Annotated in this window: 25 protein-coding genes; 13 read left to right on the top strand and 12 right to left on the bottom strand. The window is 35.1% G+C overall.

All coding sequences use genetic code 11. The features are described 5' to 3' along the window. On the bottom strand, positions 1-494 hold a 494-nt coding region (locus ACIQ6Z_RS05255; protein ID WP_396209883.1), incomplete at its 3' end, for a DUF4294 domain-containing protein. A gap of 111 nt (positions 495-605) precedes the next feature. Here ACIQ6Z_RS05255 and ACIQ6Z_RS05250 point away from each other — a divergent pair. Continuing rightward, complete coding sequence (locus ACIQ6Z_RS05250) at positions 606-1,700, top strand: M42 family metallopeptidase (protein WP_396209882.1); 1,095 nt, start codon at positions 606-608, stop codon at positions 1,698-1,700. Positions 1,701-1,796: 96 nt separating this feature from the next. Next, positions 1,797-2,237 carry a hypothetical protein gene (locus tag ACIQ6Z_RS05245; protein WP_396209881.1) on the top strand — a complete coding sequence of 147 codons (441 nt, stop codon included), beginning with the start codon at positions 1,797-1,799 and terminating at the stop codon, positions 2,235-2,237. Between the two features lie 3 nt (positions 2,238-2,240). Here ACIQ6Z_RS05245 and ACIQ6Z_RS05240 read toward each other — a convergent pair whose 3' ends face one another. The 3 genes from ACIQ6Z_RS05240 to pyrF are packed head-to-tail and all read right to left on the bottom strand — an operon-like array spanning position 2,241 to position 4,725. Further along, complete coding sequence (locus tag ACIQ6Z_RS05240) at positions 2,241-3,032, bottom strand: alpha/beta fold hydrolase (protein WP_396196991.1); 792 nt, start codon at positions 3,030-3,032, stop codon at positions 2,241-2,243. Positions 3,033-3,083: 51 nt separating this feature from the next. After that, on the bottom strand, positions 3,084-3,887 hold the full coding sequence (locus ACIQ6Z_RS05235) for an ABC transporter substrate-binding protein (RefSeq protein WP_396209880.1): 804 nt from the start codon (positions 3,885-3,887) through the stop codon (positions 3,084-3,086). A gap of 16 nt (positions 3,888-3,903) precedes the next feature. Beyond that, positions 3,904-4,725: an orotidine-5'-phosphate decarboxylase gene (gene pyrF / locus ACIQ6Z_RS05230; protein WP_396209879.1), complete on the bottom strand. Its 822-nt coding sequence runs from the start codon at positions 4,723-4,725 to the stop codon at positions 3,904-3,906. A gap of 169 nt (positions 4,726-4,894) precedes the next feature. Here pyrF and ACIQ6Z_RS05225 point away from each other — a divergent pair, with 169 nt between their 5' ends. From ACIQ6Z_RS05225 to ACIQ6Z_RS05205, 5 genes are read left to right on the top strand one after another with little or no spacing between them, the layout of a single operon-like run. Continuing rightward, complete coding sequence (locus ACIQ6Z_RS05225) at positions 4,895-5,047, top strand: lmo0937 family membrane protein (RefSeq protein WP_396209878.1); 153 nt, start codon at positions 4,895-4,897, stop codon at positions 5,045-5,047. Between the two features lie 20 nt (positions 5,048-5,067). Next, positions 5,068-5,325, top strand: a complete 258-nt coding sequence (locus ACIQ6Z_RS05220; RefSeq protein ID WP_396209877.1) for a YtxH domain-containing protein — start codon at positions 5,068-5,070, stop codon at positions 5,323-5,325. A gap of 12 nt (positions 5,326-5,337) precedes the next feature. Continuing rightward, positions 5,338-5,724, top strand: a complete 387-nt coding sequence (locus ACIQ6Z_RS05215) for a hypothetical protein (RefSeq protein ID WP_396209876.1) — start codon at positions 5,338-5,340, stop codon at positions 5,722-5,724. A gap of 13 nt (positions 5,725-5,737) precedes the next feature. Further along, positions 5,738-6,067 (top strand): hypothetical protein, encoded by a 330-nt coding sequence (locus ACIQ6Z_RS05210; protein WP_396209875.1) that lies wholly within the window; start codon positions 5,738-5,740, stop codon positions 6,065-6,067. 12 nt (positions 6,068-6,079) lie between these two features. Further along, positions 6,080-6,733, top strand: a complete 654-nt coding sequence (locus tag ACIQ6Z_RS05205) for a hypothetical protein (protein ID WP_396209874.1) — start codon at positions 6,080-6,082, stop codon at positions 6,731-6,733. Between the two features lie 52 nt (positions 6,734-6,785). Here ACIQ6Z_RS05205 and ACIQ6Z_RS05200 read toward each other — a convergent pair whose 3' ends face one another. The 4 genes from ACIQ6Z_RS05200 to ACIQ6Z_RS05185 form a co-directional block, all read right to left on the bottom strand. Beyond that, complete coding sequence (locus tag ACIQ6Z_RS05200) at positions 6,786-8,081, bottom strand: DUF5723 family protein (protein ID WP_396209873.1); 1,296 nt, start codon at positions 8,079-8,081, stop codon at positions 6,786-6,788. A 76-nt stretch (positions 8,082-8,157) separates the two neighbouring features. Next, entirely contained in the window at positions 8,158-9,231 is a 1,074-nt protein-coding gene (gene prfA, locus ACIQ6Z_RS05195; protein WP_396209872.1) for a peptide chain release factor 1, read from the bottom strand. Positions 9,232-9,368: 137 nt separating this feature from the next. Further along, positions 9,369-11,555: a glutamine synthetase III gene (locus tag ACIQ6Z_RS05190; RefSeq protein ID WP_396209871.1), complete on the bottom strand. Its 2,187-nt coding sequence runs from the start codon at positions 11,553-11,555 to the stop codon at positions 9,369-9,371. Positions 11,556-11,718: 163 nt separating this feature from the next. Beyond that, entirely contained in the window at positions 11,719-12,231 is a 513-nt protein-coding gene (locus ACIQ6Z_RS05185) for a hypothetical protein (protein WP_396209870.1), read from the bottom strand. An 84-nt stretch (positions 12,232-12,315) separates the two neighbouring features. Here ACIQ6Z_RS05185 and ACIQ6Z_RS05180 point away from each other — a divergent pair, with 84 nt between their 5' ends. Continuing rightward, positions 12,316-12,486 carry a hypothetical protein gene (locus ACIQ6Z_RS05180; RefSeq protein ID WP_396209884.1) on the top strand — a complete coding sequence of 57 codons (171 nt, stop codon included), beginning with the start codon at positions 12,316-12,318 and terminating at the stop codon, positions 12,484-12,486. A gap of 29 nt (positions 12,487-12,515) precedes the next feature. After that, a complete protein-coding gene (locus ACIQ6Z_RS05175; RefSeq protein WP_396209869.1) occupies positions 12,516-12,857 on the top strand; it encodes a YchJ family protein in 342 nt (113 codons plus the stop codon). Here the strand turns inward: ACIQ6Z_RS05175 and ACIQ6Z_RS05170 are convergent. Together ACIQ6Z_RS05170 and ACIQ6Z_RS05165 are read right to left on the bottom strand one after the other, a co-directional pair. Continuing rightward, complete coding sequence (locus ACIQ6Z_RS05170; protein WP_396209868.1) at positions 12,854-13,330, bottom strand: GyrI-like domain-containing protein; 477 nt, start codon at positions 13,328-13,330, stop codon at positions 12,854-12,856. The genes ACIQ6Z_RS05175 and ACIQ6Z_RS05170 overlap by 4 nt on opposite strands. 18 nt (positions 13,331-13,348) lie before the next feature. After that, positions 13,349-16,774, bottom strand: coding sequence for a methylmalonyl-CoA mutase family protein (locus tag ACIQ6Z_RS05165; RefSeq protein WP_396209867.1), 3,426 nt, complete (start codon positions 16,772-16,774; stop codon positions 13,349-13,351). Positions 16,775-16,902: 128 nt separating this feature from the next. On the opposite strand from ACIQ6Z_RS05165, the gene ACIQ6Z_RS05160 reads away from it, so the two are divergent. Beyond that, complete coding sequence (locus tag ACIQ6Z_RS05160; protein ID WP_396209866.1) at positions 16,903-17,619, top strand: DUF4197 domain-containing protein; 717 nt, start codon at positions 16,903-16,905, stop codon at positions 17,617-17,619. A 206-nt stretch (positions 17,620-17,825) separates the two neighbouring features. On the opposite strand, the gene ACIQ6Z_RS05155 is transcribed toward ACIQ6Z_RS05160, so the two are convergent. Continuing rightward, positions 17,826-18,836, bottom strand: a complete 1,011-nt coding sequence (locus ACIQ6Z_RS05155) for an FKBP-type peptidyl-prolyl cis-trans isomerase (protein ID WP_396209865.1) — start codon at positions 18,834-18,836, stop codon at positions 17,826-17,828. Between the two features lie 80 nt (positions 18,837-18,916). Between ACIQ6Z_RS05155 and ACIQ6Z_RS05150 the strand changes: the two genes are divergently transcribed. Genes ACIQ6Z_RS05150 through ACIQ6Z_RS05140 form a run of 3 tightly spaced genes read left to right on the top strand, consistent with a single transcriptional unit; the run spans position 18,917 to position 20,381 of the window. After that, positions 18,917-19,309, top strand: a complete 393-nt coding sequence (locus ACIQ6Z_RS05150; protein WP_396209864.1) for an RNA-binding S4 domain-containing protein — start codon at positions 18,917-18,919, stop codon at positions 19,307-19,309. A 2-nt stretch (positions 19,310-19,311) separates the two neighbouring features. Next, positions 19,312-19,878: a methyltransferase domain-containing protein gene (locus ACIQ6Z_RS05145; RefSeq protein WP_396209863.1), complete on the top strand. Its 567-nt coding sequence runs from the start codon at positions 19,312-19,314 to the stop codon at positions 19,876-19,878. Positions 19,879-19,886: 8 nt separating this feature from the next. Then, positions 19,887-20,381, top strand: a complete 495-nt coding sequence (locus tag ACIQ6Z_RS05140; protein WP_396209862.1) for a phosphoribosyltransferase family protein — start codon at positions 19,887-19,889, stop codon at positions 20,379-20,381. On the opposite strand, the gene ACIQ6Z_RS05135 is transcribed toward ACIQ6Z_RS05140, so the two are convergent. After that, positions 20,373-20,891: a shikimate kinase gene (locus ACIQ6Z_RS05135; RefSeq protein WP_396209861.1), complete on the bottom strand. Its 519-nt coding sequence runs from the start codon at positions 20,889-20,891 to the stop codon at positions 20,373-20,375. The genes ACIQ6Z_RS05140 and ACIQ6Z_RS05135 overlap by 9 nt on opposite strands. Between the last annotated feature and the right edge of the window lie 97 nt (positions 20,892-20,988).

Genomic DNA, 20,988 nt, shown 5'->3' with positions numbered 1-20,988 from the left:
AAATTAATACTAAACATTCTTGCCGTGGAATTGGCCCAGAATGCTTTCCAACCACTTTTATGGTATTTAATTAAATCAAAAGTGGATTCACCCGTTTGTCTGTGAATTAATTTTACTAAAATTTGACCGTCTTTTCGGGATAGTTTTTTGAGTCGGGGCGAAAATTCTTCTTCCAAATATTTCTCAACTATTTTAAAATACTTTTTCTTCTCTTTGGCGGTTTTCAATTTCTCCATGGTTTCGTTGAGTTGCGTTAACTTATCGGCAGTAAGTTTTGCATAGGGATAAACACGAAAAACCCTGCGTTTTAGAATGAGTAAGGCCTTTTTATCTTCACCAAGGGTATACGTTTTGTCTTTATTGATTGTAATCTCATTTAATTCGGTAGAAAAAACAATGGCCGAATCTTGTGAAGTCATCTTTAAAGTATCTTGTTCCTTTTGTGAAAAAACGGAAACTGAGAAAAGAAAAAGTGTAAAAAATAATTTATTCATCTTGATTAGAATTTTGATACTTTCATTAAATATCAAAAAGTAAACCAAAATTATTGAAATTATATGTAACTCTAAAGACTTATTCCTATTTTAGCAAAAAAATATTGCAAAATGAGCACAAAATCGATATTAAATAAGTCGTCCATGACTTTTTTAGAACGTTATTTAAACAATGCCTCTCCAACAGGATATGAAGCGGAAGGGCAAAAAATTTGGATGGAATACCTAAAACCCTATGTAGATACATTTATTACAGACACCTACGGAAGTGCGGTGGGCGTTATAAACCCAGAAGCACCTTTTAAAGTGGTTATTGAAGGGCATGCCGATGAAATTTCGTGGTATGTGAACTACATTACAGACGACGGTTTGATCTATGTAATTCGAAACGGTGGCTCTGACCATCAAATCGCTCCCTCAAAGCGTGTGAATATTCATACCAAAAAAGGAATTGTACGTGGAGTATTTGGATGGCCTGCAATTCATACGCGTGGCAGAAGTGGTAAAGAAGAAATGGCAAAAATTGAAACCATATTTATTGATTGTGGCTGCAGCACCAAGGCCGAAGTAGAAGCTTTAGGTGTTCATGTAGGCTGCGTCATCACTTATCCCGATCAATTTGAAATATTAAACAACGATAAATTTGTTTGCAGAGCCATTGACAACCGAATGGGTGGTTTTATGATAGCCGAGGTAGCGCGGTTATTGAAAGAAAACAAAAAGAAATTGCCGTTTGGCTTGTATATCGTGAATTCGGTGCAAGAAGAAATTGGTTTACGTGGAGCCGAGATGATTACGCAGCGCATCAAACCCGACGTAGCAATTGTTACCGATGTATGTCACGATACGACTACCCCCATGATTGATAAAAAAATCGAAGGTGATTTAAAAATGGGAAAAGGACCTGTTATTGCCTATGCCCCTGCTACTCAAAACGTATTAAGAGAATTGATTGTTGCCACTGCCGAAGCACATCAAATTCCGTTTCAACGCCATGCTACTTCGCGGGTTACTGGAACTGATACCGATGCATTTGCATACAGTAATGGCGGTGTAGCCTCAGCATTGATTTCATTGCCTTTACGATACATGCACACCACGGTAGAAATGGTGCACAAACAAGACGTAGAGCATGTAATAAAATTGATTTATGAAACTTTATTGCAATTGGAAAACAATCATGATTTTTCTTATTTCAAATCGTAATATAACCGACAAAAAATCCGAATTTCATTCGGATTTTTTTATCTATAAATAAAATATTTACTACTTTTGAAAGCCTAACCCATAGCTGAAGTAACGATGCAAATCAAATCCTTTTTATTTTCAATAGGCTGTTTCTTGTTATTGATGAGCTGCAGTGAAGAAACGTCTAGTCGGGCTACTCTCAATGAAGTTTATGCGTTGCGCAATGTAAGCGGAGGGTTTGCCGGTGCAGATGTAGATTATGAAAACGGCGCGGTGACTTGGGCCTTTGATGCCGATCAAAACGAATTGGTTGTTACCAGTTTAATTATCAATAACGGTCCGCAAAGCGCTTATTTGCCTTTGCAATCAGGTACCTATCATTTTACCACCTCGCAATCGAATGGTAGAACTTACCTGCAAATTGAAGGTCATCAAATTTATGATAATGGCGATTATGGTCGTTACATCTTGAATGCAGATGGTTCTTTAATCATCGATCAAGGGGAAGGAAGTAATGGAACGGCAGCAGATGTGTTTACGCTTTACTTTGAATAAAGTCTAAACGTTTGCACTCCGTTTTAAATACCCAATTACCGTTTCATTAAAAATAGCAGGTTGTTCCACATTTACAACGTGACCACAGTTTTGAATGACAAATAATTCGGCTGTTCTGGCATGACTTGCTACCACTTTTCGCACCGAGGGCAAAAACATATAATCTTCTTCTCCCATAACATACAGCGTGGGAATGTCCAATTCAACTTGTCGAAACCAACGCAAAATTGGATTTATTTCTGCAGTAAGTTTAAACCACTTGATAAATTCTTTTTGGTACAATTTTTTGGCTTCGTTAATAAACAACAACCTTGAATTTTTGTGGTTCTTTTTGGGCATTATCACAAAAGCAAAAAACTTATACAACACGAGATAAGGCAATACATATTTAAACATATTCCCCAATCGCATTAAGATTTGCGAACGGAAATTCATTTTTAATATAGCGCCCCCTAAAATCATGCTCTTTACACGTGTTGGATACATTTCGGCCAACTGTCGAATGACGATAGAACCCAAAGAAATACCTACAAAATGCGAACATTCTATTTTAAGATGATCGATTACTTCAAGGACATCATTGGCAATCGACTGAAAGGTATATTTTTGTTTGAATGCCGTTTTTATGGGGGCATTGGAATTTCCATGTCCACGCAAATCGAGCAACAACACATTAAAATGTTTTTGAAAATCGCGAATTTGTTTAAACCAAATAGAAGAGCTACCTCCTGCTCCATGAACAAAAGTCACCCATTCTGTACTTGTTTCGTTTTTATAAAGTGTATAAGAAATCAATTGGTTTAATTTTATTCAAATGTACCGTATTAAAACGAAAAAAAAAAGCACCTATATTTTAAGGTGCAGTAGTTTGAAGTATTCCAGCGCTTTGAACAATCGGGTACCGTGCCAAGAAAAAAACTCGCCATCGACAAAAACCGTTTTTGCGTGATGGGTATACCGTCCAATCTCAAAAGCATGCTCATCTTTAAAAGGAAAGGGTTCAGAGGATAAAAAAACATAATCGGGATCGCCTTCTAATCTTATTTTTTTCAATTCGACCTCTGGATAACGCCCCGGTTTTTTTGCATAGATATTATCCAAACGATTCAATTGCAATAAGGTGTTGATATAGGTCGAATTTCCAGCTACCATATGGGGATTGGCCCAAATAAAATAAGCTACTTTTTTTACCGGTTTATCCGCAATGAATTTCCTGAAATCGTCTAATCTAAAATTAATTTTATCAATCCACTTTTGGGCTTCGATACGTTTATTGAAGAGTTGTCCCAAATCATTTATGGTTTGCAAATTATCTTCTATAGTTTGTATGTGCGTTACCCAAACCGGACAAATCGTAAGCAATTGCGCCACCATTTCTTGTGTATTTTCTTCTTTGTTGCAAATGATAATATCGGGCTGCAGCGCCGCAATGGTTTCCATTTTAACCTGTTTAGTACCGCCAACTATAGTTTTGGTTGTTCTAAAGTAAACAGGATGCACGCAAAATTTAGTAATTCCTACAATCTGATCTTCCAAACCTAAATCATACAAGAGTTCAGTTTGAGAAGGTACTAAAGATACGATCCGTTTGGGCGTGGTTTCAAAACCATGCTGAGTTCCAAGGGAATCTGTAATTTGAATTGGTTTCAAGTTGAAATATATTTTCTTACCTAGCTTTTTCTAAAAGCGTTTGCATTTCTTCTTGCAATTTAAACGCTTCTTCCCTTGCCTTTTCTGCAAAATCAGTTCCATTAGAAGCATAGAGGATGCCCCGTGAAGAATTGATAAGCAAACCAACATTTTCATTCATTCCAAATTTGCATACTTCTGCTAAGCTACCGCCTTGCGCACCAACTCCGGGAACCAATAGAAAACTATTCGGTACAATTTTTCTAATTTCAGTGAAATACTCGGCTTTAGTAGCACCTACAACGTACATTAAATTATCGGCGTTTTTCCACGATTTCGAAGTTTCCAAAACCACTTTATACAACGCTTTTCCCGCTACGATTTGCGTTTGAAAATCAAAAGCACCTTCGTTAGACGTCAAAGCCAGCATAATGGTATGTTTGTTTTCAAAAGCCAAAAACGGCTCAACTGAATCTTTCCCCATATAAGGTGCCACAGTCACCGAATCGAATTGCATATCTTCAAAAAAAGCTTTGGCATACATGGAAGAAGTATTTCCTATATCGCCTCGTTTGGCATCGGCAATCGTGAAAATTTCGGGATGTTTGGCATTGATATAGGCAATAGTTTTTTGCAGCGATTGCCATCCTTTTATCCCATATGCTTCATAAAAAGCAGTATTGGGTTTATAGGAAACACAAAGGTCATGCGTTGCATCAATAATAGCTTTGTTGAATTCAAAGATGGGGTCTTCAAGCTCCATTAAATGCTGTGGAATTTTTGTCAAATCGACATCGAGACCAATACAAAGAAATGATTTTTTGGCTGCAATCTGGGCAATGAGTTGAGATGTTGTCAAAACAGTTGTGTTTAAGTTGTTACAAATTTAGTCTAAAGTTTTTAAAACACAAAGTCCGAAATTTTAGTAAAGATGAGAATCATGTAAAAAATCGGTATTTATCTGTAACACAAAAATGATCAAACGATTACATCTTTGTAGGGTACAAAATAACCTATAAAAAAATGCCATGTCAAATTTATTATATACAATAGCTGTTGTGCTAGTTCTTCTCTGGGTACTAGGTTTTTTTGTATACAGTGCCGGTTCCATGATTCACATTTTATTAGTCATTGCCTTCATTGCTATTTTATTTCGAATAATCAAAGGAAAAGAACTATAAATCATTAAAAATAAATTATTATGAAAAATACAGATGTCTTTGTTGGCGTATTAAGCGGATTAGCGGTTGGTGCTTTATTAGGCGTACTCTTTGCTCCTGATAAAGGAAGTAACACTCGAAAAAAAATTGCTCAAAAAGGCACAGATGTGGCCGATAATCTTAAAGGAAGTTTTTCGGATTTTATTGCTTCCATTGAAGATCAATACTCAAATTTTGCTTCAGAAACTAGCGATGCTATTGAAGAAGGAAAATCAAAAATCGAACACCGTCTCAAATAATAGTATTATATAATGGAAAACATAGTCGAAAATATAGAGCTACTTTATCAAAAAGTAGAAACGTATTCCAAATCAAGTTTTGAATTACTGCAATTAAAAACACTAGATAAAGCAACAGATCTACTATCTTCATTAGCTGTTGTATGTGTACTCTCTATGCTATTGGCTATGTTTACTTTATTTCTAACTATTGGAATCAGCCTGTATTTGGGTGCTATTTTGGAACATAATTATTTGGGATTTATATGCGTTTCTGGTGGCTATTTAGTGGTTTTCATTGGACTTTATGTATTTAGAAAAGCATTAATTAAAATTCCGATTCGTCACTACATCCTTTCAAAATGCTTTAATGACGAACTCAGAAATTCTACCCTAAACAACTCCAACACTTCTTCCTAAATTTTAAATTGTAATGACATCAAAACAACGATCCGATCGATTACGCCTAAAAATTGCTTCGCTACATAGCCAGCAAACAAGAGATTGGAATGCCATAGAATTCCAATACTACTCATTAAAAGAAAGCATAACTTTAGGAGCAATTGTTCGACAAGGAGCTGTAGATTGTATTAAAAGTGTAACTCATAATGAGCACTTATTTTCTACGCTACTTAGCTTAGTTGGCGGGTATTTATCTAAAAAATTGGTTTTGGGTAATTCAAAAAATGGGGCTGAAAAAATAGTGGGCTATGCCATACAATTTTTAACTACCCAATTTCTTTCAAAAATGACTAACAAATAAAATATTTAAAAAATGAAAAAAGTAAAAATGTTACTAATTGTTGTGAGTTCAGGAATCGCAATGATCTCCTGCCACGATGAAAAACAAACAAAAGCAGAAAACCTAGTTGTAGCCTATGAACAATATGTCGATTCCTTGAATGCCGTGGCAGCTAAAGATGTAAAAGAAGATTGGGATAGTATTGAAAGCACCTATCAAAGAAAGAAAATAGCTGCAAAAAATGCACTACAAGAATTAAAAAATCGAGCAGATTTTGAGGATAAAATTGTAGTTTCAAGCGATAAGTATGAATTATATAAAGCGAGTTATATAGCCGAACATCCTGAAAAAACAAAAATATCATCGATTAGAAAGGCCCTTTTTAAAAGTAAAGATATTGGAAAAGACATGACCTTTAGCTGGGTAGATAAAACCAATATTCTTAGCGTTTATGATCATTTTGTAAGCACAGTTTCAACCAACAAAACACTTTATTCTAGAGAAGATTGGGACGAAATTAAATTGCTGTATGAGGCATTGGATACTAGAAAAAATATGATAGAAAAAGAAGGATTATTGATGTCAGACAATACAAAAATTGCGAAACTTAAAATTAAATTTGCATCCTTATATACACTAAATCGTTTGGAAGCAAAAGCCGAAGAAAATGCTGAAGTAAAAGAATAGTACTTATTAATTCAAAATGAGGAGATCGTCTTTAAAAAAGACGATCTCCTCATTATTTTTTACCGTAGAAAATCGGAATTTTCAGTCCAAAATTTACATCTACTGCTTTTGTTTTACCAAGTAAGCCATTAATCACAGAACCCGAACCCACAAAGAGTGGCCCCATTCTGAGTCCGAAACCCGATTGAAAACCAGCATATTTTAAATACGAAAACGGCAAATAAATACTCAACCATTTCGATTCAAATCGAGGGGTTACACTAACGTTATTTGCAATATAATTTGAATTAACATTGGTGTTTTTGACCAAACTCAATGAAGTATTGACATTCAAAAATAAACGAGAACTCATGCTCCAATCTAAATTGACGTTTGCTGATGTAGGCAAGCTTACGTTAATTTTATTAGTAGTAGATGTTCGCGTATAAAATGAATCAAAACTTTCATTTTCAAATTGAGATTCTGTTATAGTAGCATTAGCGCTGTAGGTATCAACTTTAGCATCGTTATATGTCAGATATCCGATATCCAAGATAGAAAAGCCCAAACGGTACAAATATTTATTACTTCCTTTTGAAGTTTGCATGCGACTTTCTGATCTATATTCGTAAGTAAATCCAATATCCGCACCAAAACCAGCTCCTTGATTATCAAAAGGGTCTTTTACATCGTCAAAACTATTGGTATTTCCTACTTCTACAGATCCAGTAGTAGTATAAGTATTATTAAAATCATTAAATTGTACTGAAAGATTATTGGCTTTAACAAACCCAGTATTGAGTCCGTAAACATATTTTAGTGAAATCCCTCCTTTCAAAAAATGCATTTTTTTATCAGCCAACACACGTGCATACGTAGCGCCTATTTCAGCCCAAGAATTGGAAGCAATACTAAAATTTTGATTTGAAATGGAGTAATTTCCAAAAGCATCATTATCATTTATACTGTTGATCAGGTTGCCATCTAGTTGGGTGATATGCCCAATAACTCTCAAACGAGTTGAAAAAGCAAGGGATTGATTTTTTGAAACATTAAACATAAAGGATGGACCCAAATAATCCACTTTAGTATATAAACTATGTGGACCACTCGTGTTTGAACTGTTGTCCTGAGTATCGTACTGACCGTCAAATAATTCTTGAAGAGTAAAGGAATAATAACTATTACTAAAATTAATATCGCCTGAAAAAAGATTGATATCGGAACGAAATCTAGAATCTACAATATTTGCTGGATTTGAAAGAATAGCGTTTACCCCCGCATAATTATCGTGTTGAAGTCCGAAAAAAGATTGTGCATTCCCTGTAAGAGTAAGCAACAACAAACATATTGTAAAGTACTTGTTCATAGTCTTTAAATAAATTAATAGTATTAACCACTGTAAATGGCAATTATTGCTAAATATTCACTTAAAAAAGTTGTGATTAAAAAACTTCGCTTTCTTTTAGTTTTTCGGTATTGGCTACCAATTGCAATTCATCTATCATTTTGTGCAAGTTTCCGTTCATGAATCCATCCAAGTCAAAAATACTCAATCCTATACGATGATCGGTAATTCTTCCTTGTGCATAATTGTAGGTTCTAATTTTTGCCGAGCGGTCACCACTACTCACCTGAGACGTTCTTTTAGTAGCATCTTCTGCTTCTTTTTTGGCCAATTCTTGTTCGTACAAACGCGAACGCAATACCTCTAACGCTTTGTCTTTGTTTTTATGCTGTGATTTTTGATCCTGACATTGGGCTACCAATCCGGTTGGAATATGCGTCAATCGTACCGCTGATTTTGTAGTATTTACCGATTGACCTCCCGGACCTGATGAACAGAAAAAATCAACACGAACATCGTTCATATCAATTTGTACATCAAATTCTTCAGCTTCTGGCAACACCATAACAGTAGCTGCTGATGTATGTACACGACCTTGGGTTTCGGTTTGAGGCACACGCTGCACACGGTGAACACCTGCTTCATATTTTAAGGTACCATAAACATCTTCACCGGTTACTTCAAAAATAACTTCTTTAAATCCACCAGAGGTTCCTTCATTCAAATCCACTACCGAAGTTCTCCACCCTTTAGAGTCGCAGTATTTGGTATACATACGATATAAATCTCCTGCAAAAATGGAAGCTTCATCACCACCCGTTCCAGCACGAATTTCTACCATCACATTTTTAGCATCTTCCGGATCTTTTGGGATCAACATGAATTTGATTTCTTCTTCTAATACAGGCAAACGATCCTTAGCTTCCTCGAGTTGCATCTTGGCCATTTCTACCATTTCGGCATCCGAACCATCCGCAATTATTTCATTTGCTTCCGTAATATTTCCAACTATATTGATGTATTCTTCACGTTTGTCAACCAAGGCTTTTAAATCCTTATATTCCTTATTCAATTGCACATATCTTTTTTGATCGGCAATTACATCCGGTTGGATAATCAAATCTGATATTTCGTCAAAACGTTGCTTTACATATTGTAATCTATCTAACATAGTATTCCCTTATTTTTAGACGGCAAAGTTACAATATTAGTTGAAAGAATGAAAATTTAAGCCTCCAAAAGTTTTTTTAACACGATAAATTGAAACAAAAAAAATCCCAATCGATTGATTGGGATTTTAAATTGTATTTACTTCGTAAATAACAATTCTCTGTATTTTGTCAGGGTCCACAACTCATCGTCAACTAACAATTCTAATTTGTCAGCATGGTAACGAATTTCTTCGAAGTATGGTTTTACTTTATCACAATAAGCTGCGGCCATTTTTTCGGTATTTGTTAAAGCATTGGCGCTTTTACGCTCTTCAGTCATGGCTTCTACTTTGGTATTTATTCCTTCAATATGCTCCGAAATTTCTTTGATTAATGAAATTTGTTCTTTGGCAATTTTTTCAAATGAAGCACCAAAGATTTCTTTCAATCCTTTTACGTTTTCGATTAATATGTTTTGGTAACGAATTGCTGTTGGAACCACATGATTACGAGCAATATCTCCTAAAATTCTACCTTCAATTTGGATTTTTTTCACGTATTCTTCTAGTTCAATTTCATAACGAGATTCAACCTCAACGTGATTCATTACGCCCATTTCTCCAAACAATTCAATTGCCTTTTTAGACACTTTTGCTTTTAAGGCTTCAGGTGTTGTTTTATGGTTGCTTAATCCACGTTTTTTAGCTTCTTTCTCCCATGCTTCGCTATAACCGTCGCCTTCAAAAAGAATCGCTTTTGTTTGTTTAATGTATTCTCTCAAGACATTAAAAATAGCTTCGTCTTTCTTTAAATCTTTTTTCTCAATTAACGTATCTACTTCTTTTTTGAAGTCTTTCAATTGTTTTGCTACAATCGTGTTTAACGTTGTCATTGAAACTGCACAGTTAGCAGAAGAACCTACTGCTCTAAACTCAAATTTGTTTCCGGTGAACGCAAATGGAGATGTTCTGTTTCGGTCGGTATTGTCTAATAAAACGTCTGGTAATTTACCTACAACGTTTAATTTTAAATCGGTTTTTTCTTCTGGAGATAATTTTCCTTTTGAAACGCCTTCTAATTCAGCTAAGACTTTAGTCAATTGTTGACCAATGAAAACCGAAATAATTGCTGGAGGCGCTTCATTCGCACCCAAACGGTGATCGTTACTTGCAGAAGCAATTGAAGCTCTCAATAATTCTTCGTTATCATGAACCGCTTTAATCGTATTGATGAAAAAGGTTAAGAATTGCAAGTTACTCATAGGCGTTTTACCCGGACTTAATAAATTAATTCCCGTATCTGTAGCTAATGACCAGTTGTTGTGTTTACCTGAACCATTTACTCCCTTAAATGGTTTTTCATGGAATAACACTTTAAAATCATGACGCTCCCCTACTTTTTGCATCACATCCATCAATAATGAATTGTGATCTACTGCTAAGTTGATTTCTTCAAAAATAGGTGCTAATTCAAACTGATTTGGTGCTACTTCATTATGACGGGTTTTTACTGGTATACCCAATAACATACATTCGTTTTCTAAATCACGCATATAGGTTAAAACACGAGTTGGAATGGAACCAAAATAATGATCATCTAATTGTTGCCCTTTAGCTGCCGTATGCCCTAATAAGGTGCGACCCGTAGCTAATAAATCAGGACGTGAATTTGCCAAAGCTGAATCTACTAGGAAATATTCTTGTTCCCAACCCAATGTTGGTGTAACACGTTTTACATTTTTATCAAAATATTTAGCCACATCAATAGCAGCTGCATCAATAGCATTTAATGCTCTTAATAAAGGTGTTTTGTTATCTAAAGCTTCACCTGTATAGGAAACGAAAACAGTAGGAATACATAATGTTGTTCCAAAGATAAACGCAGGCGATGTAGGATCCCAAGCCGTATAACCTCTCGCTTCAAAAGTATTTCTGATGCCTCCATTTGGAAATGAAGAAGCATCCGGCTCTTGTTGCACCAATTGACTTCCACCAAATTTTTCTACAGGATCACTTCCATCAGGAAATGTTTCAAAGAAAGCATCGTGTTTTTCAGCAGTGGTTCCGGTTAATGGTTGAAACCAGTGCGTGTAATGGGTCACTCCTTTTGTTAACGCCCATTCTTTCATGCCTAACGCAATATATTCGGCAATTTTACGATCAATTTTTACCCCATCAGCTGCAGCTTTAACAGCTTTGTATGCTTCTGGTGTTAAAAATTGACGCATGGCTTTGTCCCCAAAGACATTACTGCCAAAAATAATTGATTTTCGATCCAATTCTTCTACATGAACTGGTTTTCTATCGGTTGCTTTTCTTAAAGCTTGAAAACGAAATGTTGACATAAAGTTGATTGTTTTAAAAGTTATACCCTTGAAAAGTTATGCAAATATACTACTTTTTCAATTTAAATTTAATTATACCCTATTTTTTTAGGGGTAAATTGAAATTATTTTAATAATTACAAAAAAAAGACCATCCCGTCGGATGGTCTAAAATTTTCACTCCTTACAAACTAATCGTCTTTATCTGCTTTTTGAGTTGGAAATGATATTCTACGGCCTTATAATCTGAAAAATCAACAGCTAAAGTTCTTCTATTTCCAAAATAACCTGGGATAATTACTACACGAAAAACTTGATTTAACTTATTAGCAGTATTCAATCCTAATAAATCATATCCATAAAGAGCAACTTCCGCATCATAACGTGTAAAATCATTTCGATAACCAAAATCTAAGGTGCCGTCATTAAAATAATAGGTCTCGGGTAGTAATTTCCAAATATCACCTGCTGGTCCAGATGCTGCTAAACGATACACCAATACCATATCAGAAGCATAAATTACATGTGGAAAAGTAAGTACTTGACGATAACCATTAGTAGCCATTAAATCTACGTTTTGATATTCAAATACTTCACTAATTGTATCGTTATCGTTTCGGTCATTTACTTCATTAACGGTACAACTTAGAACCACTAGTAGACCCATAAAAGCGAAAAATAAAGTAATTTTCTTCATAGCTAATAAAATTAAATTAAATTAAATATTTTAGTAAATAACCAATTGTCATGCCAAAAATTAATCCACCATTAATTTGTATCTTTGAAAACCACAAAGACAATAAGCGTTATGGGAAGAAACAATCCAAAAAACATCAAAGCTCACAACGATAAGTTACACAAAGAGCAAGCCAAAGCGAAAGCCAAAAAAAATGCTCGGGCAGAAAAGTTAAAAGAAATTCAACGAAAGTTTAACGAATCCAGTAGTAACTAATGAAACCTTGTTACTGCGGATCGCAAAAAATGTTTGAAGCTTGTTGTGGGTTGTATCTCAACGAAACTCAAAGTGCACCAACAGCAGAAGTCTTAATGCGCTCTCGTTATAGCGCATTTGCTACAGGCGCTGTAGATTATTTAATTAACACTACGCATTTTTCAAAACGAAAATTTCACAACAGAAGCGAACTTTCAACTTGGAGTCGATCCAATCAATGGTTGCGATTAGAAATTTTAGCAACAACCGAAACTACGGTAACTTTTAACGCCTACTTTTTAGACGAAAATTTAAAAGCACAAATACATTACGAACATTCCACTTTTAAATTGGAAAATGGAAAATGGTTTTATGTTGATGGTAAATATTAATCCTTCAATTTAATAGGAATCCAAATTTCTTCTTCAGAATCTGGATCGTTATTTTTATACTTTTCCCCTAAAATTTCAAATTGTGGCCGATTATCTATTTCATATGCTGAAGCGGGCAACCATTCTGTATATATTGATTTGAAAAAAGTTACTGCGCCATGTTGATTACCTTTGTATTGAAATACCGCATACAATCCGCCTTCTACTTCTAGAGAGTGCATCTCAACTGGAATACTATCAAAACTGGAAACCTGGACTGCAGCCCATTTTACAAAAGGAGTATTCGGATGAAAATTAAAATTTTCGGGATTTACTTGAATATTAAACAGCTTAGTACCCATTGAATTTTGAATTTCTTTTCGTCGAGGCATAAAGCTACTCCACAATTCTAAAGCACGATAATCAGCATAAGTAAAGGACAGGTATTTACCTATGAATTTTGTTGCAGGAAAGTTTTCAATAGTTGGATTCAAATTAAAAAATTTTAATCACTACATATTGCGTCTGTATTGTCCGCCAACTTGAAATAATGCAGTTGTAATTTGTCCTAACGAACATACTTTTGTAGCTTCCATCAACCGTTCAAAAATATTTTGATTGTTAATGGCTGCATCTTGAATTGCGTTCAATTGTTCCGATACACTCTCAGCACTGGTTGCTTGCAAATTATGCAACATATCAATTTGATATTGTTTTTCTTCTTCCGTTGCACGAATAACCTCAGCAGGGATAATCGTTGGAGAGCCTTTTGAACTCAAGAAGGTATTTACACCAATAATTGGGAATTCACCTGTATGTTTCAACGTTTCATAATACAAACTTTCTTCTTGAATTTTAGAGCGTTGGTACATGGTCTCCATAGCACCTAATACCCCGCCACGTTCTGTAATTCGATCAAATTCTTGCAACACCGCTTCCTCTACCAAATCGGTTAATTCTTCAATGATAAATGACCCCTGAATTGGATTTTCGTTTTTTGCTAAGCCTAATTCTTTATTAATGATCAACTGAATCGCCATGGCTCTTCGTACTGATTCTTCTGTAGGCGTAGTAATTGCTTCGTCATACGCATTGGTATGTAACGAATTACAGTTGTCATAAATGGCATACAAGGCTTGCAATGTGGTACGAATATCGTTGAAATCAATTTCTTGTGCATGCAACGAACGCCCCGATGTTTGAATGTGGTATTTTAGCATTTGCGCTCTTTCGTTGGCTCCGTATTTGTTTTTCATGGCTTTCGCCCAAATTTTTCGAGCTACACGACCAATAACAGCATATTCAGGATCTACTCCATTAGAGAAAAAGAAGGATAAATTCGGACCGAAATCGTTGATATTCATTCCTCTGCTTAAATAGTATTCTACATAAGTGAAACCATTTGCTAACGTAAATGCTAATTGGGTAATTGGGTTCGCTCCAGCTTCTGCAATATGATACCCAGAAATAGAAACCGAATAAAAATTACGAACATTTTGCTTGATAAAATACTCTTGTACGTCACCCATTAATCGCAAGGCAAATTCTGTAGAAAAAATACACGTATTTTGCGCCTGATCTTCTTTTAAAATATCGGCTTGTACCGTGCCACGAACTTGTGCTAAAGTTTTGATTTTAATATCTTGATATACTTCCAATGGTAAAACTTGATCACCCGTTACACCTAACAGCATCAATCCCAAACCATTGTTTCCTTCAGGCATAGCTCCTTGGTAACTTGGACGAGACACCCCTTTTTTCTTGTAAATTTCTTTTATTTTAGCCTCTACTTCACTTTGCAAACCCTTCTCAATGATGTATTTTTCGCAATTTTGATCAATCGCTGCATTCATAAAGAACCCTAATAACATAGGTGCAGGTCCATTAATAGTCATAGAAACCGAAGTCATTGGGTGACTCAAATCGAAGCCCGAATACAATTTTTTAGCATCATCTAAGCAACAAATCGATACACCCGCATTTCCGATTTTTCCATATATATCGGGACGAATGTGTGGATCATTTCCGTACAAAGTCACCGAATCAAAAGCGGTTGACAACCGTTTTGCAGGCAACCCTGCAGAAACATAATGAAAACGCTTGTTAGTTCGTTCTGGTCCACCTTCACCTGCAAACATTCGACTTGGATCTTCTCCTTCTCGTTTGAAAGGATATAGACCTGATGCATAGGGAAATTCTCCCGGGACATTTTCTTGTAAATTCCATTTTAGGATATCACCCCAAGCTTGGTATTTTGGTAAGGCAACTTTCGGAATTTGCGAATGCGATAGTGATTCGGTATGAGTGGCAATATTTATTTCTTTGTCACGCACTTTAAAACTATAGACCGGATTTTTATAGGTAGTGACTTTTTCGTCCCACGTTAATATGATTTCCCAATTATAGGGATCTAAATTCATTTTTACGCGATCGAATTCTTTAGTCAATAACGAAACGAAATCTTTGTTATCCGCAGTTATTTTTAAAGAACTTTCTATAATTCCTGCTTTGTCTAATTGCGGAACATTTCCGCAAACTGTTTCAATCGTTTTGAAAATTCCATATAGTTTTTGTGCAACTTCTACTTGAGAAAGTGCCGTTTCATCGTATTTTCTATTGTTTTCAGCAATTTCAGACAAATAACGTGTTCTGTGCGGTGGAATTACAAAAATTTTCTCACTCATTTCACGGGTAATTTCAAAAGTTGAGAGCAGATCAGCACTTGTTTTTTCTACAATTTTATCCATTATGGATTTGTACAACGTATTCATTCCAGGATCATTGAATTGTGATGCGATTGTACCAAAAATTGGCATGGTATCGGTATCCACATCCCATAAATTATGATTGCGTTGGTATTGTTTTTTTACATCACGAATAGCGTCTAATGCACCACGTTTATCGAATTTATTCAGCGCAACTAAATCAGCGAAATCCAACATGTCAATTTTTTCCAATTGCGTAGCCGCTCCAAATTCGGGCGTCATTACATATAACGAAACATCAGAATGCTCTAAAATTTCAGTGTCCGATTGTCCAATTCCAGATGTTTCTAAAATAATAATATCGTATTTAGCTACTTTCAAAACTTCAATGGCTTCGGCCACATATTTCGATAAGGCTAAATTGGATTGACGTGTTGCCAACGAACGCATGTAAACACGGGAATTATTGATTGAGTTCATTCGAATTCGATCGCCTAGTAACGCCCCTCCTGTTTTACGTTTTGATGGATCTACCGAAATCAAACCAATGGTTTTTTCAGGAAAATCAATTAAGAAACGACGCACCAATTCATCTACTAAAGATGACTTTCCTGCGCCGCCGGTTCCAGTAATTCCTAAAACTGGAATTTTAGACGTCTGATTCTTTTCATGAATTTGTTCAAAAACAGCCTTTGCAATTTCTGGAAAATTTTCAGCTGTCGAAATTAATCGGGCGATAGCTGTTGGTTTTTTTTCTTCAATATGTGACAGTTCACCCGCCAATTTATCACCAATTGGATAATCAGAACGTTGCACTAAATCATTAATCATACCTTGTAATCCCATTGCACGACCGTCATCTGGTGAATAAATCCTTTCGATGCCATATTCGTGAAGTTCTGAGATTTCAGTAGGTAAAATAACGCCACCGCCACCGCCAAATATTTTAATATGTCCGGCTCCTTTTTCCTTCAATAAATCATACATGTACTTGAAATACTCATTGTGTCCCCCTTGATAAGAAGTCATAGCAATGGCATTTGCATCTTCTTGTATGGCTGTATTAACTACTTCTTCTACACTTCTATCATGCCCAAGGTGAATCACTTCAACACCAGTAGCTTGAATAATTCTACGCATAATGTTAATAGCCGCATCGTGCCCGTCAAACAGGGATGCTGCAGTAACAATTCTTACTTTATTTTTAGGAATATAAGGAGTTTGTAGTTCCATCTGTAATTTTTATTCGTTTTAAAGGGTGCAATTTACGAATTTAATAATTTTTTTCTTTTAATTTAGTAAAATAATTCTACATCAAAAAAGGCATTATATTTGTAAACATATCCCATAAATATTAAATGATGAAAAAAATAGTATCAGTAATTTCATTCCTACTCACAATGGGTTGTTTTGGAATTCCATCGGCAGTGGCACAGTTGCCAAAAATTAGCAACCCTCTGAGTGAAACCGAAATCAGCAAAGGACTCAAAGAAGCGCTAAACAATGGTATTACCAGACAAGTTTCGTTGTTAACTGAAAAAGACGGTTTTTTAAAAAATGAGGCCGTAAAGATTATTTTACCTGGAGAACTTAAAAAAGTAGACAAGCAATTGCGACAAATGGGGATGGAAAAACTAGCAGACAAAGGCATTGAATTACTAAATCGAGCAGCAGAAGATGCGGTTAAAGAAGCGACACCTATTTTTATTGATGCTGTAAAAGAAATGACATTTACAGATGCAAAAAACATATTGTTAGGAAATGAAAGTGCCGCCACAACATACCTTCAAACGAATACATCAACAACCTTGTATTCTAAATTTAATCCTGTAATTAAACAATCATTTACCAAAGTGGGAGCCGACAAGGTGTGGAAAGAAATTATTACCCAATACAATCGTATTCCATTTATAAAAAAAGTAACCCCCGACTTGACCGATTACACTACAAAAAAAGCAATGGAAGGTGTATTTAAGATGATTGCCATTGAAGAAAAAGAATTACGAACAAAAATATCCACAAGAAATACAGCAGTTTTGAAAAAAGTATTTGAACTTCAGGATAAAATAAAATTGTAAAAATTTAAGAATCAATAACATAAGTATAACATATCCTTAACACCCTGTTACAAAATTACGAACGATATTTGCAATGTAATAAATACGTTTTATTATTGGGTTAGGTTAGTTAGATAAATTACTCCGATGAAAATCGGAGTTTTTTTTACATAGGATGCGACATAATATAAGTTATAAAAAAACCCGAGTACTGCTCGGGCTTTTTATTAATATACTATAAAAGGAGGTTTACTATTTCTATCGAGATGCCTTCTCAAACGTGTTGGCGATATTCCATCACCCGAGGCTGAAGGTATTCCTTTAGGTTCTGACTCGTTTTGTGGTGTAGTAGGATTGTCTGGAATTGGATCATAGGGATAATTTAAACTTGTTCCTTGACCAAGTGACAAAGGTAATGGTTTTTTAGTTTCTACAATGGTTAACACACCGTCACCATCATCATCAACATCTCTGTAATCAGGAATTTTATCACTATCTGTATCTAATGCAGCAACATTAAAATCAGGACCGTATTCAATTCTTGAAAGGATACCGTCACGATCATGATCTCGTGAAGCTTGATTGTACAATTTAAAATTAAAAATCAAGGGGGAATAAGCTGAAATACTTGTGGTTGACGAATTATAGTACGCTAATCCTGAAGGTAAAAACATTACACCCGCTCCAAAATTTTGAAACGAAACTGTTCCATCTGGATTAGCAGAATAGGTACCCGTCTTAAATTGAGGAATTATTTCCCCCCAACCCCGAATTACATCCTCCAAAGTAAACCAAACAGGAGTTTCTGATTGATCAAATACATTTTGGGTGTAGGTATCTACATTATCTGTTGTTGTTTTGGCAAATGTTGTCCCTTTGTACGAAACAAAAGTAGAATCTACGGGTGTAGTTCCTTCCCCTGTTCCCTCACGTAATTTTAAAAAATAAATCTTATAAGTAATATCATGAATATCTCTTTCGACATGCTCTAAATTAGGCATTTCTGAAATGGGAGTTTGAGATCCTCCCGCAGGAATTTGAGTAAATGTAGTATTCAAATCGGAATCAACAGTAACATAATGTGTTTCCATGAATTGTCTAATTTTCAGCGTATCTTCTACATAAACTTCTGCATATGGACGTGGCTTATCAAATGTTGTAGAATCATCATTATTTTGACATGAAAAAATACTGGCTGTAAGAAAAGCTACCAATACTATTTTAACAAGGGTTTTCATTATTCTATATTTTTATAGGGCGCAAGATACAATTTTCATTTATTTTTGTCGAAATATTAACACGGATTTTTGATTTACCTATGAGAATAGACAAATATTTATGGTGCATTCGCTATTACAAAACGCGAAGTATTGCAACTGAAGCCGCTAAAAAAGGTCACATCTCTGTAAATGGGCAAGCAGCAAAACCATCGAGAGAAGTCTATCCGATGGATAAAATTACGCTTCGAAAAGATCAAATCAATTACAAACTAACGGTGTTAGACATTCCATTAAATCGGCTGGGCGCTAAACTCGTTGATCTGTATCGAAAAGATGAAACACCGGCAGAGGCTTTTGAACATTTGGAATTAATGAAATTATCAAAAGAACATTACCGAGCCAATGGCACAGGAAGACCTACAAAAAAAGAGCGTCGCGAAATTGACGATTTCATTTCGGATGATGCTACTTTTACAGAAAATGAGGATTAAAGATGAATTACTGGGAAGAGCGCTATTTAAAAAATGAGATCGGTTGGGATATTGGTGCTGTTTCAACACCATTAAAAGAATACATTGACCAATTAACAAATAAAGCTTGCCGCATCCTAATTCCAGGTGTGGGCAATGGGTATGAATTTGACTACCTTAGTCAAAAAGGCTTTACCAATGTTTTTGTAGTGGATATTGCAGCCTCACCTTTGCAAAAAATAGCCGAGAGAAATCCAGGAAAAGATCATCAACTGATCCATGGAGATTTTTTTGAATTAACCGGTACGTTTGATTTAATTTTAGAACAAACCTTTTTTTGCGCTATTTTTCCAACAATGCGTGAGGATTATGTTGAAAAAATTGAAAACTTATTAGCACCTAATGGCAAAATTGCAGGATTGTTATTTGATTTTCCACTCACAGCAGAAGGACCACCATTTGGAGGATCTGTAACCGAATATGAAGCTTTGTTTTTAAAAAAATTTCGGATTAAAACAATGGAAAAAGCACATAATTCTATCAAACCTCGACAAAATAAGGAACTCTTTTTTATCTTTGAAAAAAAATAACACAACCCATGAAAAACATCATTTTAACCGATACCGAAATTCGCCACAAAACCAAGAGAATTGCCTATCAAATTTACGAAACGTTCAGTTCAGAAAATGAGGTAGTTTTAGCTGGAATTGCTACAAATGGATATGTATTTGCTCAAAAAATAGCCGAAGAATTACGCCAAATTTCCGACCTTAAAGTGACACTTTGTGAGGTTAGTGTCAACAAACAAGATCCGAAAGGCCCCATAAGTACTTCTATTCCAAAAGAAGCATATGAAAACAAAGGATTGGTTCTAATCGACGATGTTTTAAATTCGGGAACTACCTTAATTTATGGTGTCAAACATTTCTTAGAAGTAACTTTGAGTAAATTTAAAACAGCGGTTTTGGTCGATCGTAATCATAAGAAGTACCCAGTAAAAGCAGACTTTAAAGGGATTTCGCTTTCTACTTCCTTACAAGAACACATTCAAGTGGTTTTTGAAGAAAAGGAATCGTATGCGTATTTATCGTAAGTATTGAAAAAGTTCATCCGCTATCTCGTCTATAGTCTTTGCATCTATTGTAACAATATGACTCACTTGGTGGTAATAAAACGAGCGATCAAATAAATGCTTGTTTATAAAATCAGTTAATTCTGTCGCTTTCAATGCAGTCAACAAAGGACGTTTTTCAACTTCTTCCAATAAGTGACGACTGAGTGTTTCTGCTGTACCTTTTAAATAAAATGATACGCAATTAGACTGCGCAATAAATTCATGATTGTTAAAATAGCAAGGTGTTCCTCCTCCCAAACTAAGCACAAAAGGTTCCTTTTTTTTCAAAAGGCTATGCAATACACTATGCTCCTTTTTTCTAAAATAAATTTCCCCTTTTTTTGCAAATATTTCATTGACTGAAAGTTGTTCTTCTTCTTCAATAACAGCATCCAAATCAAAAAAAGAAATCTCTAATTTTGAAGCCAATAGCGCCCCTATCGATGACTTTCCACTGCCCATATATCCTAACAAAACTACTTTCATCATATAAATAATCCCTTATATATTAAGGAGTTAATAAATTAATTTTAAAAAAAGACAAATTTATAATAAAAACCTATTGAAAAACGAATTTATGTTACTA

Origin of the sequence: Flavobacterium sp., assembly GCF_044376915.1 — a bacterium.
Lineage (GTDB): Bacteria > Bacteroidota > Bacteroidia > Flavobacteriales > Flavobacteriaceae > Flavobacterium.
The sequence above is the reverse complement of the archived record's forward strand: the minus strand, read 5'-3'. Positions and strand labels throughout refer to the sequence as shown.

What these genes read in the sequence shown, in the direction of transcription:
- ACIQ6Z_RS05250 (WP_396209882.1), top strand. Translation starts at nt 606, where the DNA reads ATGAGCACAAAATCGATATTAAATAAGTCGTCCATGACTTTTTTAGAA.
- ACIQ6Z_RS05245 (WP_396209881.1), top strand. Translation starts at nt 1,797, where the DNA reads ATGCAAATCAAATCCTTTTTATTTTCAATAGGCTGTTTCTTGTTATTG.
- ACIQ6Z_RS05225 (WP_396209878.1), top strand. Translation starts at nt 4,895, where the DNA reads ATGTCAAATTTATTATATACAATAGCTGTTGTGCTAGTTCTTCTCTGG.
- ACIQ6Z_RS05220 (WP_396209877.1), top strand. Translation starts at nt 5,068, where the DNA reads ATGAAAAATACAGATGTCTTTGTTGGCGTATTAAGCGGATTAGCGGTT.
- ACIQ6Z_RS05215 (WP_396209876.1), top strand. Translation starts at nt 5,338, where the DNA reads ATGGAAAACATAGTCGAAAATATAGAGCTACTTTATCAAAAAGTAGAA.
- ACIQ6Z_RS05210 (WP_396209875.1), top strand. Translation starts at nt 5,738, where the DNA reads ATGACATCAAAACAACGATCCGATCGATTACGCCTAAAAATTGCTTCG.
- ACIQ6Z_RS05205 (WP_396209874.1), top strand. Translation starts at nt 6,080, where the DNA reads ATGAAAAAAGTAAAAATGTTACTAATTGTTGTGAGTTCAGGAATCGCA.
- ACIQ6Z_RS05200 (WP_396209873.1), bottom strand. Translation starts at nt 8,081, where the DNA reads ATGAACAAGTACTTTACAATATGTTTGTTGTTGCTTACTCTTACAGGG.
- prfA (WP_396209872.1), bottom strand. Translation starts at nt 9,231, where the DNA reads ATGTTAGATAGATTACAATATGTAAAGCAACGTTTTGACGAAATATCA.
- ACIQ6Z_RS05190 (WP_396209871.1), bottom strand. Translation starts at nt 11,555, where the DNA reads ATGTCAACATTTCGTTTTCAAGCTTTAAGAAAAGCAACCGATAGAAAA.
- ACIQ6Z_RS05185 (WP_396209870.1), bottom strand. Translation starts at nt 12,231, where the DNA reads ATGAAGAAAATTACTTTATTTTTCGCTTTTATGGGTCTACTAGTGGTT.
- ACIQ6Z_RS05175 (WP_396209869.1), top strand. Translation starts at nt 12,516, where the DNA reads ATGTTTGAAGCTTGTTGTGGGTTGTATCTCAACGAAACTCAAAGTGCA.
- ACIQ6Z_RS05165 (WP_396209867.1), bottom strand. Translation starts at nt 16,774, where the DNA reads ATGGAACTACAAACTCCTTATATTCCTAAAAATAAAGTAAGAATTGTT.
- ACIQ6Z_RS05160 (WP_396209866.1), top strand. Translation starts at nt 16,903, where the DNA reads ATGAAAAAAATAGTATCAGTAATTTCATTCCTACTCACAATGGGTTGT.
- ACIQ6Z_RS05155 (WP_396209865.1), bottom strand. Translation starts at nt 18,836, where the DNA reads ATGAAAACCCTTGTTAAAATAGTATTGGTAGCTTTTCTTACAGCCAGT.
- ACIQ6Z_RS05150 (WP_396209864.1), top strand. Translation starts at nt 18,917, where the DNA reads ATGAGAATAGACAAATATTTATGGTGCATTCGCTATTACAAAACGCGA.
- ACIQ6Z_RS05145 (WP_396209863.1), top strand. Translation starts at nt 19,312, where the DNA reads ATGAATTACTGGGAAGAGCGCTATTTAAAAAATGAGATCGGTTGGGAT.
- ACIQ6Z_RS05140 (WP_396209862.1), top strand. Translation starts at nt 19,887, where the DNA reads ATGAAAAACATCATTTTAACCGATACCGAAATTCGCCACAAAACCAAG.
- ACIQ6Z_RS05135 (WP_396209861.1), bottom strand. Translation starts at nt 20,891, where the DNA reads ATGATGAAAGTAGTTTTGTTAGGATATATGGGCAGTGGAAAGTCATCG.